This window comes from Cohnella sp. AR92, assembly GCF_003990975.1.
Classification (GTDB): domain Bacteria; phylum Bacillota; class Bacilli; order Paenibacillales; family Paenibacillaceae; genus Cohnella.
Genome location: NZ_RZJR01000003.1, coordinates 335612 through 351190, shown reverse-complemented (window position 1 = coordinate 351190; position 15579 = coordinate 335612). Strand labels below are relative to the sequence as shown.

Genomic DNA, 15579 nt, shown 5'->3' with positions numbered 1-15579 from the left:
ATAGTACAGCCTTAAAGGTTTTGACAAGAAAACAGCCCGTCAGCTTCTGACGGACTGTTTCGAGAGGGCCGGTTTGGAATCGGATGCCGTATCGCGTACGAAGCCTAGCAGATCGACGTTGTCGAGTCCAAGGATTTGCGCGCATTCGTGCGAGGAGATGAATCCGCGCCTGTAAGCGGCAATCACTTTGCGCTTGTCCATGGAGATCCTCCATAAGGGAATAGGTATCTCTAGTATCGCGCTCCATCGCTAATCTCATACCGTGCGGCGATAGAAAAACGTATCCGCCGTCTCGAGTCCGTACTGGCCAGGCGAGAAAATCTGTTCCGTGCTGCCGACGAACAGCAGGCCGCCCGGCTTAAGAGCGCGAGCGAACTTGCCATAGAGCAGCTGCTTCGCATCCTCCGTGAAGTAGATCATCACGTTCCGGCAAACAATCAAGTCGAACTGCTCGCCGAACGGATCGGTCAGCAGATTCTGCTTCTGGTAGCGGATCGCCCGCTTCAACTTATCGTCGACCAGAAACGCTCCGTCCGATTTGCGGAAATATTTCGTTTGAAAATCGGGAGGGACGTCGCGAAGCGACCTCTCCAGATAGGAGCCGATCTTCGCCTTCGCTATCACGCCCTCGTCCAGATCGGTAGCGAGAATCTTGGACGAGGAAAGCGCGCCGAGCTTGTCCAGAATCATCGCGATCGTATACGGCTCTTCTCCCGTCGAACAAGCCGCGCTCCAAACGTTGAGCGAAGGGGACTGCTTCAGCATCGCGGGGAAAAACTTATCCATGAGCAGCTGCCAGCGGTTCGGATTGCGCCAGAACTCGGATACGTTGATGGTCATGCGATCCAGGAATTCGTTCATCAGCTTCGTATTCGACGAGATCGCCTCGTAATACTTGGCGAAGCTCGGGAAACCGTGCTTCATGCGAAGCGTCGTCAGACGCCGGCGCATCTGCGTCTCCTTGTACTGGGACAGATCGATCGCCGTCGACCGTTTGATATTCGCGATGAATCTGGCGAAATCCTCGTCTTCCGCCGACAATCCCGTCACGCGGCTTGCTCCTTGCTCCGTCATGGCTTCTCCCTCTCCTCTACGCTGCCGAAATGCCTATGATTAAATCCAGACTTGAATGACTTTATCGTAGCTTACGAGCTCGGACTCTTGGAAGAAAATGCCGATCTCCCGTTCGGCGCTCTCCACCGAATCGGACCCATGGATCAGGTTATAGTTCGTATGCAGCGCATAATCGCCGCGAATCGTGCCCGGCGCGGCTTCCAGCCCATTCGTCTTGCCGATCAGCTGTCTTGCGGCCGAAACGGCCTGATCCCCTTGCCATACCATGGCGAATACGGGACCGGACGTGATGAAGGTCATCAACCGGTTATAGAAGTCCTTGCCCTCATGTTCCGCGTAGTGCCGCTTGGCCTGCTCGTCCGTAACCCGCATGAGCTTCGCGCCGACGAGCGTAAGGCCTTTGCGCTCCAGCCTGCCGACGATTTCTCCGATCAGCCCGCGCTGAACGCCGTCCGGCTTAACCATGAGATAGGTTCGTTCCATCCCAAGACCTCCTTCTGATTCCGTAATGTTCTTATTTTACCACAATCAGTAGCTTCTCTGCGCCACAAACTTGGCAATCTCGGCCAGATTCCGCTTGGCCGGAATATTCGGCAGATGATCGAGCTCTCCGAGCGCTTTGGCGATGTAGCGATCCGCCAGCTTCTCCGATTCGCGGATTCCGGCGCTCGATCGAACGAGCTTGACGGCCGCCGCCGAAGAGACCTCTCCGGCGTCCGCCGCCCGAATGATTGCGATCTCTTGGAGAAGCGGCTCCCTAAGCTTCTCCTCTTGCAGAGCGAAGAGAACGGGCAGCGTGATGTTGCCCTGGCGCAGGTCGCTTCCCGGCGGCTTGCCGATCGCTTTCTCGGTTCCGCACAGATCGAGCAGGTCGTCCGTAATCTGGAACGCCATGCCTACCTGGTAACCGAAGCGGTACAAAGCGTTGCTCACCCGATCCGGAGCCCCGGCGGCGATCGCGCCTAGCTGGCAGCTGATCGCGATCAGGAGGGCCGTCTTGCGGCGAATACGCAGCAGATAGTTGCGAGTGCTCTGCTCGGTGTTGAAGAAGTCGCGAATCTGCTCCATCTCCCCGATGCACATCTGAACGATGGCGCCGGACAAAATGCGGTGGATTCGAGCATCCTCCAATTGCCCTGCGACGACAAGCGCTTTGCCATGTATGTAATCCCCGGTGAACATCGCGATCCGATTGTCCCACTTCGCCTTGACCGTCGGCTGTCCGCGTCTCGTGTTCGCATCGTCGATGACATCATCGTGAACGAGCGAAGCCATATGGATCAATTCAAGAGGAACCGCGACTTTCTTCAAGCGATCCAGCGAGTAATCGCCGAACTTGCCGGCGAGCAGAACGAAGACGGGACGCAGTCGCTTGCCCCCTGCCTTCAGAAGATGCTTGGCCGATTCGTCCAGCAGCTCCAGCTCGGAGGAGACGCTGTCGGCCAGAGAGTCTTCAATCGATTGAAGTTCTGATTTAAGGGATGCGTACAGCTTTAATAAATTCATAGGTTCACCTTCGGTAACGAGGATAGCGTGCTCTATGCGTGAATGGAATCCGACCAGCGCTCCATAAGTACGGGGGCGTCCATCAAGCCCAGCTCGAGGGCATATTGGAAGTAAAGCGACAGCCCCGCTTGCTCCCGGGCGCCGAAGCCATGGCTCAAGCCATCGAAGTAGCCTTGCCAATACGATGGAGTTCCGCCGATGCGGCGCACGGCTTCGCGAATGATCGGCTCTCTGTCGGAGGCATTGCGCCGCTTGCAGACCGAGAGCTCCCGATAGATCGAAGCGATCGCTTCCGGCCGGAGCTTCGCGGCGTCTCTGCGCACCGCCCAGACGGCGAACGTCATGCCAAGGCCGGTCCATGCGTTCCATAGCTCTCCCAAGTCAAGCACGCGGTAGCCGTGATCCTCCCACGAGGCGCGAATCGCATGATCCCCGATCAGCAGCGCGGCATCGGCCTTCTCCAGCATCGCTTCCAGGTTCGGCTCCGCCACTTCGTATTCCGGTTGACCGCCGAAGAACTTCTCCATGACGATCTTCAGCAGATTGACCGTCGTCGCGGAAGTCGAAGCCAGCATGATCTTGCCGAATCGGACTTTCTCAAGCGGCGACTTCAGAAAGAGCAGCAGCGATTGAACGGTGCCTGACGCGCTGACGGACAAGTCCGGCAGCAGCAGGTATTGATCGCTGTTCAATCCATAAGCGAACGAAGAGACGGCGGCGACGTCGATCTCTCCGTCTCTCAGCTTGCGGTTGAGCTCGGCCGGCATCCCATAGACGATCTCGGCCTCGCAATCCAAGCGGGTCTCGTCAAAACCGTGGAAGATCGGCCATACGTTCGTGTAATCGATTCTCCCGATCCGAAGCGGACGGGATTCTAATGTTGTCATTGGCTTTCTCCCCACCTTCTGAATAATCGGTGCGGAACGTTCATTCCATCCATAATCTTGCCGACGACGAAATCGACGGCGTCCTCCAGCGTCTGAGGACCGTAATAGAAGGCCGGCATTGCCGGGATGATCCTGACGCCAAGCCGAGCGAGCTTGAGCAGATTCTCCAGATGGATCGCGCTCAGAGGCGTCTCGCGCGGCACCAACAAGAGCGGTCGGCCTTCCTTCAATGCCACATCCGCCGCGCGCGTCAGCAGATTATCCGCCGTGCCGTGGGCGATCGCGGACAGCGAGCCCATCGAGCATGGAACGACGACCATTCCCTCGCACCGGAAGGAGCCGCTCGCAATGGCGGCCCCGATATCGCCATTCGGGTAATAGCGCAGGAGCGATTCCTCTCCCAAACCCAAGCCCAACCCCGTCTTCAACGCTTCCTGCCGTCTAGCGGCGTCCCATCCCAGCTCTTCCTTCAGGACGCGCCAGCCGGCATCGCTTACGACCAGATGAACCTCGACTCCGGCGGCCAGAAGCTCCTTGCACAGCTTGACTCCGTAGATAGCCCCGCTAGCCCCCGTCCAGCCGACGACCCACCTCCGAGGCTCTTTGCCTTGTTCCGTTACCACGATCTCACCAGCACAAGATCGATAAAGGTAAAGACGAAGACGACCGAGCTGAGAACCCCGTTCATCGTGAAGAACGCGGCCTGCAGCTTGCTCAAGTCTTCGGGGGTCACCAGCCGGTGTTCATAGAACAGGAGCCCTGCGGAGATCACGGTTCCGATCAGATACCACCAGCTCAGATCGGTAAGCGCAAGCAGCGCGACGAACCCGATGATGGTCAGGAAGTGGAAGGCGCGGGCGATCCGAAGAGCCCCGGCGACTCCGAAGCGGGCGGGAATCGAGTTGAGCCCTTCCTTGCGGTCAACGTCGATATCCTGGCAAGAATAGATCACATCGAAGCCGGCCGTCCACAAGGCGACGGTGGCAAACAGCACGAGCGCCGGAAGCGAGATCGTTCCGGTCACGGCAACCCAGCCCCCCAGAGGAGCAAGGCCTAACGTAATCCCGAGAAACACGTGGCACAGCCAGGTGAAGCGCTTGGTATAAGAATAGAAGACCGTGAAGAATACCGCGATCGGAAGCAGCTTCATCGCTAAGCTGTTGAGCTGCGAAGCCGCCCAGAATAAGAGGACGAACGAAACAACAATGAAGAGAACGACCTCTCCCGCCTTCAGCAGTCCGGCGGGAATCGCTCTCTTCTCCGTGCGGGGATTGCGGGCGTCGATCGCCCGGTCAATGACGCGATTGAGGCCCATTGCGGCGCTGCGCGCGCCGACCATCGCCATGAGAATCCAGCCGCACTGCGCCCAGCTCGGCAGCTGGTGGTTCTCGGTAACCGCCCCTAAGATCGTCCCGACGTAAGCGAAGGGCAAAGCAAAGATCGTATGTTCGAACTTAATCATTTCGAGAAAGATTTTGATTTTGCGAATCATGATTCCATTGTCCCTTTCGTTCCGACGTGCAGCGCCGCCACGCCGCCTGTCAGCGGATAAGCGCGAACGTTGCGCAGGCCCGCCTCCCGGAACATCTCCGCAAGCTGCTGAAGATCAGGGAAGTTCACGAGAGATTCCGGTAGCCATCGGTACTGCTCATAGCTTTTTACGAACCATTTGCCCAAGAGGGGCATGATCTTCGAGAAGTACAAGTTAAAGAAGAACTTGAACGGCTGCCAGCTCGGCTTCGAGCATTCGAGGCAGACGACCTTGCCGCCCGGCTTCACGACGCGCTCCATCTCTCTCAACACCTGGCGAATGTCCGGAACGTTGCGCAGGCCGAAACCGATCGTCACGTAATCGAAAGTGTTGTCCGGAAACGGCAGCTCCATCGCGTTGCCTTGCACGAGCTCGATCTTCTTGTCGAGGTCAAGCTTCTTCAGCTTGTTTCTGCCGATCTCCAGCATGTTATGGCTGAAATCGAGACCGACAACCTGCCCGCTGTCGCTGGCCTTGGCCAGGTCGATCGTCCAGTCGCAAGTGCCGCAGCACAAGTCGAGCGCGCTTTCGCCCGGCTTCAAATCCATCTTGCGCATCGTAAATCGGCGCCACGCCTTATGCCTGCGGAAGCTGATAATGTCGTTCATCATGTCATACTTCGGCGCAATGCTCTCGAATACGGAATGCACGTGGCTCTTATCGGAGTTGGAACTCATCATCTACCGTCACCCCAGCTCTTTAATTCCTGCAGCGGGAACGGGTCCCAGCCATGTCATGAAAGGCTCCATCAGCTGCTGCAGCTCCTTCGCCAACTTGTCCGAGGGCAGCTTCTGAATCGTCTGCAGCAGCTGGTTAACCGCTTGCTGCAGAAGATCTCCCAGCTTCTCCGCAACGGAATACTTCGCGAGGAGCTGCGCCTTAACGCTCGGATCCGCGTGTTCATCCACGATCGTGCGCTTATCCTCTTCATTGCCCTCTTGAAGAATGTGCCAGATTCCCCAGCCGCGCGTCGAAGCGCTCGGCTTATCCGCGCTAGCCAGCTCCTGAACGAGCAGCTCGCATCGCGTGAAGCGCTCGATCATCTCCGGCCACATTCTTTGGTACAATCCGCTCATCAGATGAGTAAAAGACAGGAACAGGCCGGATTTGATCTCCGAGCCATGGCGCAGGTATTCCTCCGCGTTCAGCTTCATCTGCTTCATCTTGGAATAGAAAAGTACCTTCACCCGGTTCAGGTCGCAGATCGCCTCTCCCATTCGCCTTACCATATCGATCTGTCCGGCTTGGGACAGAAGATGATAGAAGCGTCCGCTGAAATAGTCTCCGGCAAGCACTTTCATCTGACGGGATCGCATGACTTTCATACCGCCGCTGGAACCGCCGGTCTCATTGTCGACTTGATCGTGAATGTCCAGCCCCATCTGGACGAGAGAGGTGACTACCGCGAGGAGATCCTTGTGCGTGACTGCCGCGGGCTGGTGAGCGAGCATCGCGTGAAGCAGCCGGATCCTTCCTTCCGGCATCTCCGGAACGTCCGTATGAAGGGTTATCATATCATAGTCCATGTACTTCTGGGCCATTTGTGCCAAATGGTTACGTGTCATTATTCAGCCTCCGAGCAATAAACGAGCGCACCGGTCCGTTTGCATGGCAACAATTATACCATATCCGTACGTTGTCCGCATAAATGTCTTGTTCTTTTCATTATTTCGCAAAATCTCTCTTCCAACCCTCGCCAGCGCGGGTCCATTCAGCCCTTAATTTACCCGCCCATTCCGGTTCCATCGAGCGAATGGGCCGCTGCAGCAGAACGAGATTCTCGACGTCCCAGTCCCTCGCCCGCGTATCCGCGGACAGCAGCATGGTTTTCTTGCCTTGCGAATCCTCGAACACTCGAATCAATAGCTGCCGAACATTATGTACTTTGACGAAGCAGAGATCGACGAGGGATGCCGCGTCTTCCCAGATTGCGAGACGGGCGCCGCGCCCTTCCCCCGCCGTCAAATCGACCGTCAGAATGCCGTTCTCCCAAGTCAGCCTGCTCAGCTTCGATTCCAGCCTCAGTCCCGCGAACGCGTCAACCATGCTCTCCTTGGTCATCGTCTGCACCGACATCGGCGCGAAGACGGCCGGCGCCGGACGATGCGCTTCCATCTGCCCTCCGAGCTTGGACAGCTGCGCGAGCAGGAGCACGGCCAGCATGCTGACAGACGCGAGCAGCAAGCCCGCTTTCGCTCTTCCCATCGCTATCCCGCCTTATCTTCTTTGCCCTCTCTATATCAGTGTACAAAGAAAAAAGGCAGGCTATGCCATCGCCTGTCCTCCTTGGGAACTCCGCTTGTCAATTGCCTGTCAGTCGTCGGTCTCGACCGTGCCGTACTTCGTCAGGATCGTCGCCTTGCCTCTCACCTTGATCGCCGAAGTCTTCTCGGTGAACTGGGCGATCATCACCTCTCCGCGGTCCAACTTCTCCGTATGGTGGAAGCGGGTGTCGCTGCCGCGCGTGAGCCCGATCACGTTCACTCCGTTGTCTTTCGCTTTAATGACGATATACTCTCCGTTATAAGGCAAATCTTCCATCTTGTCGTCCACCTCCCTGCTATCTCCACTATGAATGAAGCGGCGCCTGACTGTCAATGGAAAGGGCTGCTCCACTTAGGTTCATCGACCTTAATGGAACAGCCCCTTCTGTCGGGAACGGCCTGCTAAGAGGTCCGTTATGCTTATGTAATGGTCGGAGTAGCGGGATTCGAACCCACGGCCTCATCCACCCCAAGGATGCGCGCTACCAGGCTGCGCTATACCCCGAAACAAAGTTCGAAAGTGATTATAGCATAGGCTGGAAGAACTTCGCAATCCTTGTTTCCTCACATTACAAAGCAAATGTCAGGCTTTATTTAATGCCTTCCTTCAGCGCCTTGCCCGGCTTGAAAGCCGGAATCTTGCCGGCCGGGATCTCGATCTCAACCCCTGTTTGAGGATTGCGGCCTTTGCGCGCGGAGCGCTCTCTCACTTCAAAGTTGCCGAAGCCGACGAGTTGAACCTTGTCCCCGTTCTGCAGAGCTTCGGAAATAACGTCAAAGACGGCATCAACCGCTTGGGTCGCATCCTTCTTGGACAGATCCGTCAATTCGGATACTTTGGCGATCAATTCAGTCTTGTTCATGACATTCACCTCCCTGGGTGGAAACTGGCGTGTTAACTGTTTAACCGTTTCAACAGAAATTATACACAGAGAGGGCTTGCCGTTTCAAGCGGGGCCGGGGATTCCGCCCCTCGCGAACCGGAATCAAGACGTTTTTTTGCGATGGCTGTTCATGAAAGTAACGGCAAGCGCGAGAACGAGCACTCCTCCCTTGACGATATCGTTCACGTAATACTGGGCGTGAAGCATCGTCAAGCCGTTGACAAGAACCCCGATCAGCACGGCGCCGAAGAAGGTTCCGATCACGTTGGGCCGTCCCGCGCCGAGCACGGAATAACCGACGAACACCGAGGCAACAGCCTCCATCAACAGCGGCGAACCGGCATCCACCTGGCCGGAGCCGACGCGCGCCGCGAAGATAATGCCGCCGATCGCCGCCATGACTCCGGAAGCGATGTAGGCGTAGGTGCGAACGCGTTTGACTTTAAGGCCCGACAGACGAGCCGCTTCTTCGTTCCCGCCGGTCATGATCATCTGGCGGCCCCAACGAGTGTTCTTGAAGAACAAATGAGTCGCAATGACGGCGATCAGCATCAGAATGACGGGGAACGGCACGCCGAGCAGCTTGCCTTGCCCGATCCAGAGGAATTTCTCGTAGAAGGCGCCCGGCGCCGTCGATCCGTCCGACATCGGCATGTTGTTATAGACCGCGTAGCCCTTCGTGTAAGTCTTGTGCACGCCGCTGATGATGTACATGACGGCCAGCGTGGCCAGCATGTCGGGAATCCGGATCTTGACGATCAAGAACGAGTTGATCAGACCGACGAGAGCTCCCACGACCAGCGGAACGATGATCACGACGATCAGAGGCATCTCGAACCAGACCATCATCGTAGCCGTCACCACCGTTGACAGCGACACGGTAGAGCCGACGGAGAGATCGAAGCCGTCGACCGTCAGCGAGATCGTCACGCCAAGAGCGACGAACGTCACGATGGAGATGGAACGAAGAATATCGGTCAGGTTGTTGTACGTGAAGAAATACTGGCTGTACAGGGAGAAGAACAAAATAACGGCCCCGATAAAAATGAGAGCTCCATACTTATATGTGAACTGCATCAACTTATTCAAGCTAATTCCTCCTGTCCGGCGCTAGCGTAGTATAACAGATTCTCCTGCGTGGCATCGCCGCGAAGGAATTGTTTGACGATTCGGCCGTCGCACATGACGAGAATGCGGTCGGCAAGGCCGAGAGCTTCGGTGAATTCGCAGGTCAAATACAGAATGCCCTTCCCCTGCTCCGCAAGCTCCCCGATGATGGAGAAAATGTCGCGTTTGGCCCCGATATCGACGCCTTTGGTCGGCTCGTCGAGCACGAATACGTCTGCGTTCGTGTTGAGCCACTTGCCGATGGCGACCTTCTGCTGGTTGCCGCCGCTAAGGAAGCCGGTCAGCTGATTGGAGGAAGACGTCTTGATCCCCAGCTTCCCGATGACGCCCGCGGCATTGTCCTTCTCCCTCGTCCCGGAGAGAAAGCCCCAGCTGCTGAGCTTGCCCAGAATCGGTACGCTCAGGTTATGAAGAACCGACTCCCCGACGAGAATGCCTTCCTTGCGCCGTTCTTCCGGAACGAGAACGATGCCGGAATCGACGGCGCTTGCGGGAGCTTTCAAGTTCGCTCTCCTGCCGGCGATCGTCACCGTTCCGCGATCGGCTTTGTCCGCTCCGAAGAGCAAGCGGGACAGCTCGGTCTTTCCGGCCCCGACAAGGCCGACGACCGCAACGATCTCCCCCCGCCGCACCTCGAGATCGACGCCTCTTACGCGAGAGCCGAGCGCCAGGTCCTTGGCGGACAGCACGACCTCTCCGATCGGAACTTCCCGCTTCGGGTATTCGTCGTCCAGGCTTCTTCCGAGCATCGCCTGAATGATGTCGGAGGTATCGATGGCAGAGGTCGGCTCGGTCAGTATCATCCGGCCGTCGCGCATGACGGTTGCCCGGTCGCAGATCTGGAACACTTCATGCAGCCGGTGCGAGATGAACACGAGGCCGATTCCGGAGCTCTTCAGCTTGTCCATAATCCGGAACAGCTGCTCGGTTTCTTCAATGCTAAGGGGCGCGGTCGGTTCGTCGAAAACAACGACCTTCGCTTCGTTGGCCATCACGCGAGCGATCAGCACCATCTGCTTCTCCGCAAGCGTCAAGTCCGCCGCTTTCTTGCGAACGGGAACGCTAAGCCCAAGATCCGCGATCAGCTTCTCCGCTTCTTCGTAGAGATGGCCCCACTTCACCCATGCCCGATGCTTCGCCGTCGCAAGACGATCCAGGAAGATATTCTCCGCAACCGACAGCTGCGCGACAAGCGAGGTGTCCACTTCCTGATAGACGCAATGGATGCCGGCTTCTTTCGCATCGGCGGGAGATCGCAGCGCCAGCTCCCGGCCTTCGATGCGAACCGATCCTTCGTCGGCTTCGTAAGCTCCGGACAATATCTTCATCAACGTGCTTTTGCCCGCGCCGTTGGCGCCGAGCAGCGCATGAATCTCTCCTGCGCGAACCGTGAATTCCGCATCGTGCAGCGCTTTGACGCCGGAGAACGATTTATTGATTCCCGACATCTCGAGCAATGCCTTCTTTTCCATTCGCAAGATCACGTCCTTTGTTGGCAGATTGCTATAGACAGCAGGAAACGGCGCGGTTATAAGCCCGCGCCGTAACCCAACCGCCGAATCGAATTTCCTGCTTACTTCGCTCCGACAGCCGCTTCAAGTGCTTTCAGGTAATCCGTGTTGCCTTGGTCGCTCTCGCCCCAGCCGGGAACGTATTGAGACAGGTCGGCCGTCGTTACTTTCTTGTCCGTCGGCAGAGCGTCGCGGCTTACGTAGACGGAGTCGATCTGTACGGCAGGCTCGACCGCGTCGCCGTGCAGCGCTTGATACAAGTAACGGACATGAACCGTACCGATCGTCGTCGGGTCAACCGCCGCGGAGGCGATCCATGGGCTCGTCGCGTCTTGGATCATCGTCAGATCCTCGTCGCTCATGTCGATGCCGTATACCTTGATCTCGTCGCGGCCCGCTTGCTTGATCGCGTTGGCAGCGCCCTTCGCGAATTCGTCCCAAGCCGCCCATACCGCCGTGATGCTGCCTTTCTCCGGGTATTGCTTCAGGATGGCTTCCATCTTCGTCTGAGCGTCCAATTGCGGGTTGCTCGCGTCGCCGAAGGAAGTGATCTCCTTGATGTCCGGGTACTTCGCTTGGAAGGCGGCGTAGGATTCTTGGCGGCGTTCCATCGGCGCGAAGCCGGCTACCCATACCTTAACGATATTGCCCTTGCCGCCGGCATCCTTAGCGAGCTGCTCGAGCGTCTGCTCCGCCATTTTCTGGTCGTTCTGCGACAGGTCCGTTACGCCGTCGATGCCGAGCGCGGCGTCGAAAGCGACAACCGGGATGCCGGCTTGCTTCGCTCTGTTGACGCCCGCCGTCAACGCAGCGGCGTTGCCGTGGTCGATCAGGATGCCGTCGAACTTCTGATTAATAGCCGCATCCAGGTTGGAGGACATCTTGCTCAGATCGTTCTCGGAAGCGAACACCGTTACCTTGCCGCCGTACTTCTCGACTTGCTTCTTGACGCCGTCGATGTATTGAGCGGAGAACGTGCCCGTGTTGAATTGCATAACCAAAGCGATCTTCTTGCCCTTCAGGGCTTCCACGGAAGGATCCGCGGATGCGGCCGGCGAAGCCGATTCGGTCGAAGTAGCGGACGCCGACGGCGAAGCGGATTCGCTCGCCGATCCGTTATTGTTGTTCTTGTTGCCGCAAGCGCTCAGTACCAGCACCAATGCCATCGCCAGCGTAAACAAGACTCCCCATTTTCTCTGTCTAATCATTTCTGTTGCCTCCTAATCTTAAATGCTTGCCTATTAAGCTTAAAGTTAATATAAACCTACATAACCAACTATGTCAATTGGATTTATATAATTTAATCGATTTACCGCGCCAAAGTACATTGTAGGATAAAAGTGTCGAAATCACAATTGTTTTGTCGAATTGACTTTTGCGTTTAGCTTCCTCTATCATTTCGGTTGGTTTGCCAGTACACGAAATTCTCGCTTAGTCTTGAATTTATCGCTCCCCGTGCATGCTAGATTTCATCGCCTTTATTGAACTGAACCCTAGAACGAATAGCGATCCCCAGATCAGGTATGGACCAATACTGAATAGCCCAAGGACAGAAAATCCCGTGCTAAGAATGCCAATGAAGACACAGGTTTTCCAAAGTCCTTTCTTCATAAGGCCCCAGGTAATCAGGAAGAACGCCGCGAAGAGGAGACCATGCCTTAGCTCGATCGCGCCATTATGGTACTCGCTAGTTCCCGCTCCGTGCCCATTGGCTTGAAGCCCTCCTTCAATCGCAAGCCAAACCGCGCCGGCCAGTCCAAACAGGTTTCCGATCGTTTCCGCCCGCTTCATTATACCGCCCCCTGAACGTTCGATTTCGCTCTCCTCCAACATTCCCCTGCCTGTTTGTGAACTCAAACATCAAAAAAATAGGAATGCCCCTGAGCAAGCATTCGCTTGCCCAGGAAACATTCCTATCATGACTTAGAGCTCATGACTTAGAGGATGATAGCGATCAAGCCGCCGGAGCCTTCGTTGATGATGCGTCCGAGCGTTTCCTGCAGCTTGTAGCGGGCATTGTCCGGCATCATCGCGATCTTGCCCTGGATGCCCTCCCGCACGATCGAATGGAGCGACCGGCCGAAAATATCGGACTCCCAAATCTTGATCGGATCCTTCTCGAAGTCCTGCATGAGGTAGCGGACGAGCTCCTCGCTCTGCTTCTCCGTTCCGATGATCGGAGCGAACTCGGACTCCACGTCTACACGGATCATATGGATCGACGGAGCCGTCGCCTTGAGCCGGACGCCGAACCGGGAGCCTTGGCGGATCAGCTCCGGTTCGTCGAGCACCATCTCCGTCAGGGATGGCGCCGCGACGCCGTAGCCGGTCGTCTTGACCATCTCGAGAGCTTCCGCGAAGCGATCGTACTCCCGTTTCGCATGAGCGAACTCCTGCATCATCTGCAGCAGATGATCCTTGCCGCGAATCTCCGTCCCGACGACCTCCTGCAGAATCCGGTCGTACAGCTCATCCGGAGCGTACAGGTCGATCTCGGCGACGCCTTGCCCCATATTCATGCCGCTAAGCCCGGCTCTCGCGATGAATTCGTATTCGAGGAAGTTCGAGACCACGCGATCGACGTCTCTCAGGCGGCGAATATCCTTCACCGTATCCCTAACCGAGTTCTCGTAGCTGGAACGCAGCCAGTGGCGTTCGTTCAGCACCATGACCCAGCTCGGGAGATTGACGTTGACTTCGTGAACAGGGAACTCGTAGAGCACCTCGCGCAGCACGCTCATGACTTCTTCTTCGCCCATTGTCGCCACGCTGAGCGCGATGACCGGGATGTCGTATTTCGCGGCGAGATCGTTGCGCAGCGCCAGCGTCTCTTCGGCGCGCGGGCGAGTCGAGTTGACGATCAGCACGAACGGCTTGCCGACTTCCTTCAGCTCCTGAATGACTCTCTCCTCGGCGACGACGTAAGCGCTGCGCGGAATCTCCGCGATCGTGCCGTCCGTCGTCACGACGACCCCGAGCGTCGAATGCTCTTGAATGACTTTGCGGGTGCCGATCTCGGCCGCTTCCTGGAACGGAATCGCGTCCTCGAACCAAGGAGTCGAAATCATTCGGGGACCGTTCTCGTCCTCGTAGCCCTTGGCGCCTTCCACGGCGTAGCCGACGCAGTCGACCAGCCGCACGTTGACTTCCAGGCCTTCCGACACCTTGATCTGCACGGCATTATTGGGCACGAACTTCGGTTCCGTCGTCATGATCGTACGACCTGCCGCGCTCTGCGGCAGCTCATCGATTGCACGAATCCGGTCGGACTCATGAGCAATATTTGGCAGTACAACGGTTTCGACGAACCGCTTGATGAAGGTCGATTTGCCCGTCCGGACGGCGCCGACGACCCCGAGGTAGATATCACCGCCCGTGCGTTCGGCGATATCCTTGAAAATGTCCACTTTTTCCAATGAGATTCCCTCCCCTTCGTAATCGCGAAGCCTGCGTGGTCCGTCAGCGCGACGGAACTCGTACACGAACTTGGACTGCTATCATTCTATGACCGATTGAACGGATTATGACGCAGCCTAATAAATATGTTAGAGATTGTCCCTAACCCTCCGCGCGCCTCCATACCCCAAGAGCATATGAGAGATCTTTCTCCCATATGTCGCATAAAACAAATAACCGCCCATCTCCCTAGGAGATGAGCGGTTCGTTTGCTCAGGATACGACGGCGAGCGGCTGCTCGTCCTTCCAACGATATTCGGGCGCCTTCACCGGCACGTAATAGGATTCGTCTACGAGATAGCTTCGCAGATCCGCGTCTGCCGCCGGAGCCGCGCCGGCCTTGCCGATGGCGGTTGCGATATCGAGCGCATAATCCAGGTAGACCTCTCCTTTCTCGTCGACCATGTAATCCAAGCTTTGTCCCGAGTACATGCTCTTCACCGCGTCGAGCTTGGAGCCCAGCTCATCCGCATCGAGCGCCCAGAAGCCGGGATAACGCTCCTCTCCGGCCGGAATTTCTCCGCCGTGCGAATCCATGTAAGCGTCGACCTTTCGCTGCACGTCGACCGCCTTCTGGTAGACGACAATGTCGAGCAGCTTGACCTCCGGATCCGTCTCTTCGTTCAGCAGCAGGAATTGATCCTTCCCGCCGTTCTCGAAGGCTGCCTTCGGAATGCTGCCCAGATAATCCATCCGCTTCAGCTTGGCGAGATCGATCTTGAACTTCTCGTACCTCGGAACGCTCTCATCCGCGCTGACGATAGGAAGCAGGCCCGTTCCCTGCTGGAATTGATCCACGGCGTCCTGAACCGTCAAGACCGCCTGCCGGGCGGACGAGCTGTTGCCGGGAGTTTGCTCCTCCGGATACATGCAGCCCGATAATGTCAGCGCGGCCGACGCCATTACCGCGATGGCGGCGGATATTCTTTTCGCTTTTGCTCCTGCGATCGTCTTCAACCCCATCTTCCCTCCGCGTTCACCACAAATCTTCTTCCGCTTGCTCCGCGAGCCTGCGCCTTATGGCCGCCTTAAGCGGATCCTCGGGCACCGTCACGACGACGTCTCCGCGAACCTTCGCCTGGCAAGAGAGCCTCGTTCCGTTCTCCAGAAGCGTCCCCAGCTTGCGCTGCTCCTGAACCGTCGGAACGCTTAGCCGCGTCGCGCAGTCTTCATCGACGTGAACCTTGCACATCAAGCATCCCGCAACTCCGCCGCAGCGGGTTCGAACCGCCACGTTCGCTTTGCGCGAAGCTTCCAGCAGCGATATGCCGGGCCTAACCGTTATGGTTCGATTATCGGGAAGGAAAGTCACTTTGCACGAACCTGCCGTTGCCATGG

Annotated in this window: 19 protein-coding genes and 1 tRNA gene; all 20 read right to left on the bottom strand. The window is 57.0% G+C overall.

What is annotated here, in order from left to right:
* Positions 1-39: 39 nt before the first annotated feature.
* A complete protein-coding gene (locus ELR57_RS28055; protein WP_192896525.1) occupies positions 40-201 on the bottom strand; it encodes a hypothetical protein in 162 nt (53 codons plus the stop codon).
* 54 nt (positions 202-255) lie between these two features.
* The gene (locus tag ELR57_RS06505) at positions 256-1074 is read right to left on the bottom strand and encodes a CheR family methyltransferase (protein WP_126958208.1); all 819 of its coding nucleotides are present in this window, start codon (positions 1072-1074) and stop codon (positions 256-258) included.
* A gap of 39 nt (positions 1075-1113) precedes the next feature.
* Positions 1114-1557, bottom strand: a complete 444-nt coding sequence (ndk, locus tag ELR57_RS06500) for a nucleoside-diphosphate kinase (protein ID WP_126958207.1) — start codon at positions 1555-1557, stop codon at positions 1114-1116.
* 45 nt (positions 1558-1602) lie between these two features.
* Complete coding sequence (locus ELR57_RS06495) at positions 1603-2580, bottom strand: polyprenyl synthetase family protein (RefSeq protein ID WP_126958206.1); 978 nt, start codon at positions 2578-2580, stop codon at positions 1603-1605.
* A 32-nt stretch (positions 2581-2612) separates the two neighbouring features.
* Positions 2613-3467 carry a menaquinone biosynthesis protein gene (locus ELR57_RS06490; protein ID WP_126958205.1) on the bottom strand — a complete coding sequence of 285 codons (855 nt, stop codon included), beginning with the start codon at positions 3465-3467 and terminating at the stop codon, positions 2613-2615.
* Positions 3464-4093 (bottom strand): UbiX family flavin prenyltransferase, encoded by a 630-nt coding sequence (locus ELR57_RS06485; protein ID WP_126958204.1) that lies wholly within the window; start codon positions 4091-4093, stop codon positions 3464-3466. Before ELR57_RS06485 ends, ELR57_RS06490 begins: the two co-directional genes overlap by 4 nt.
* Positions 4084-4959, bottom strand: coding sequence for a UbiA-like polyprenyltransferase (locus ELR57_RS06480; RefSeq protein WP_126958203.1), 876 nt, complete (start codon positions 4957-4959; stop codon positions 4084-4086). Before ELR57_RS06480 ends, ELR57_RS06485 begins: the two co-directional genes overlap by 10 nt.
* Positions 4956-5678, bottom strand: coding sequence for a demethylmenaquinone methyltransferase (locus ELR57_RS06475; protein WP_370452220.1), 723 nt, complete (start codon positions 5676-5678; stop codon positions 4956-4958). The genes ELR57_RS06480 and ELR57_RS06475 overlap by 4 nt, the downstream gene beginning before the upstream one ends.
* A 6-nt stretch (positions 5679-5684) precedes the next feature.
* The gene (locus ELR57_RS06470; RefSeq protein WP_126958202.1) at positions 5685-6563 is read right to left on the bottom strand and encodes a heptaprenyl diphosphate synthase component 1; all 879 of its coding nucleotides are present in this window, start codon (positions 6561-6563) and stop codon (positions 5685-5687) included.
* 100 nt (positions 6564-6663) lie between these two features.
* Positions 6664-7203 carry a hypothetical protein gene (locus tag ELR57_RS06465; RefSeq protein ID WP_126958201.1) on the bottom strand — a complete coding sequence of 180 codons (540 nt, stop codon included), beginning with the start codon at positions 7201-7203 and terminating at the stop codon, positions 6664-6666.
* A gap of 108 nt (positions 7204-7311) precedes the next feature.
* The gene (gene mtrB, locus ELR57_RS06460) at positions 7312-7539 is read right to left on the bottom strand and encodes a trp RNA-binding attenuation protein MtrB (RefSeq protein ID WP_126958200.1); all 228 of its coding nucleotides are present in this window, start codon (positions 7537-7539) and stop codon (positions 7312-7314) included.
* Between the two features lie 151 nt (positions 7540-7690).
* Positions 7691-7767: transfer RNA gene (locus ELR57_RS06455), tRNA-Pro, on the bottom strand.
* A gap of 85 nt (positions 7768-7852) precedes the next feature.
* Positions 7853-8125 carry an HU family DNA-binding protein gene (locus ELR57_RS06450; protein WP_126958199.1) on the bottom strand — a complete coding sequence of 91 codons (273 nt, stop codon included), beginning with the start codon at positions 8123-8125 and terminating at the stop codon, positions 7853-7855.
* 123 nt (positions 8126-8248) lie between these two features.
* A complete protein-coding gene (locus ELR57_RS06445) occupies positions 8249-9223 on the bottom strand; it encodes an ABC transporter permease (protein ID WP_126958312.1) in 975 nt (324 codons plus the stop codon).
* A gap of 8 nt (positions 9224-9231) precedes the next feature.
* Positions 9232-10746 carry a sugar ABC transporter ATP-binding protein gene (locus ELR57_RS06440; RefSeq protein WP_238162419.1) on the bottom strand — a complete coding sequence of 505 codons (1515 nt, stop codon included), beginning with the start codon at positions 10744-10746 and terminating at the stop codon, positions 9232-9234.
* Between the two features lie 101 nt (positions 10747-10847).
* Entirely contained in the window at positions 10848-11993 is a 1146-nt protein-coding gene (locus ELR57_RS06435) for a sugar ABC transporter substrate-binding protein (RefSeq protein ID WP_126958198.1), read from the bottom strand.
* A 235-nt stretch (positions 11994-12228) separates the two neighbouring features.
* Positions 12229-12576: a hypothetical protein gene (locus ELR57_RS06430; protein WP_126958197.1), complete on the bottom strand. Its 348-nt coding sequence runs from the start codon at positions 12574-12576 to the stop codon at positions 12229-12231.
* A 146-nt stretch (positions 12577-12722) separates the two neighbouring features.
* Positions 12723-14201, bottom strand: a complete 1479-nt coding sequence (spoIVA, locus tag ELR57_RS06425; RefSeq protein ID WP_126958196.1) for a stage IV sporulation protein A — start codon at positions 14199-14201, stop codon at positions 12723-12725.
* 253 nt (positions 14202-14454) lie between these two features.
* Positions 14455-15198: a hypothetical protein gene (locus tag ELR57_RS06420; protein WP_126958195.1), complete on the bottom strand. Its 744-nt coding sequence runs from the start codon at positions 15196-15198 to the stop codon at positions 14455-14457.
* A gap of 19 nt (positions 15199-15217) precedes the next feature.
* A complete protein-coding gene (locus ELR57_RS06415; protein WP_126958194.1) occupies positions 15218-15577 on the bottom strand; it encodes a 2Fe-2S iron-sulfur cluster-binding protein in 360 nt (119 codons plus the stop codon).
* Positions 15578-15579: the final 2 nt, after the last annotated feature.

Excerpts from the sequence above, each read along its gene's own strand:
- mtrB (WP_126958200.1), bottom strand. The coding sequence starts at position 7,539 with ATGGAAGATTTGCCTTATAACGGAGAGTATATCGTCATTAAAGCGAAA.
- ELR57_RS06475 (WP_370452220.1), bottom strand. The coding sequence starts at position 5,678 with ATGATGAGTTCCAACTCCGATAAGAGCCACGTGCATTCCGTATTCGAG.
- ELR57_RS28055 (WP_192896525.1), bottom strand. The coding sequence starts at position 201 with ATGGACAAGCGCAAAGTGATTGCCGCTTACAGGCGCGGATTCATCTCC.
- ELR57_RS06480 (WP_126958203.1), bottom strand. The coding sequence starts at position 4,959 with ATGATTCGCAAAATCAAAATCTTTCTCGAAATGATTAAGTTCGAACAT.
- ELR57_RS06490 (WP_126958205.1), bottom strand. The coding sequence starts at position 3,467 with ATGACAACATTAGAATCCCGTCCGCTTCGGATCGGGAGAATCGATTAC.
- ELR57_RS06465 (WP_126958201.1), bottom strand. The coding sequence starts at position 7,203 with ATGGGAAGAGCGAAAGCGGGCTTGCTGCTCGCGTCTGTCAGCATGCTG.
- ELR57_RS06505 (WP_126958208.1), bottom strand. The coding sequence starts at position 1,074 with ATGACGGAGCAAGGAGCAAGCCGCGTGACGGGATTGTCGGCGGAAGAC.
- ELR57_RS06495 (WP_126958206.1), bottom strand. The coding sequence starts at position 2,580 with ATGAATTTATTAAAGCTGTACGCATCCCTTAAATCAGAACTTCAATCG.
- ELR57_RS06470 (WP_126958202.1), bottom strand. The coding sequence starts at position 6,563 with ATGACACGTAACCATTTGGCACAAATGGCCCAGAAGTACATGGACTAT.
- ELR57_RS06440 (WP_238162419.1), bottom strand. The coding sequence starts at position 10,746 with ATGGAAAAGAAGGCATTGCTCGAGATGTCGGGAATCAATAAATCGTTC.
- ELR57_RS06415 (WP_126958194.1), bottom strand. The coding sequence starts at position 15,577 with ATGGCAACGGCAGGTTCGTGCAAAGTGACTTTCCTTCCCGATAATCGA.
- ELR57_RS06445 (WP_126958312.1), bottom strand. The coding sequence starts at position 9,223 with ATGCAGTTCACATATAAGTATGGAGCTCTCATTTTTATCGGGGCCGTT.
- ELR57_RS06435 (WP_126958198.1), bottom strand. The coding sequence starts at position 11,993 with ATGATTAGACAGAGAAAATGGGGAGTCTTGTTTACGCTGGCGATGGCA.
- ELR57_RS06450 (WP_126958199.1), bottom strand. The coding sequence starts at position 8,125 with ATGAACAAGACTGAATTGATCGCCAAAGTATCCGAATTGACGGATCTG.
- ELR57_RS06430 (WP_126958197.1), bottom strand. The coding sequence starts at position 12,576 with ATGAAGCGGGCGGAAACGATCGGAAACCTGTTTGGACTGGCCGGCGCG.
- ndk (WP_126958207.1), bottom strand. The coding sequence starts at position 1,557 with ATGGAACGAACCTATCTCATGGTTAAGCCGGACGGCGTTCAGCGCGGG.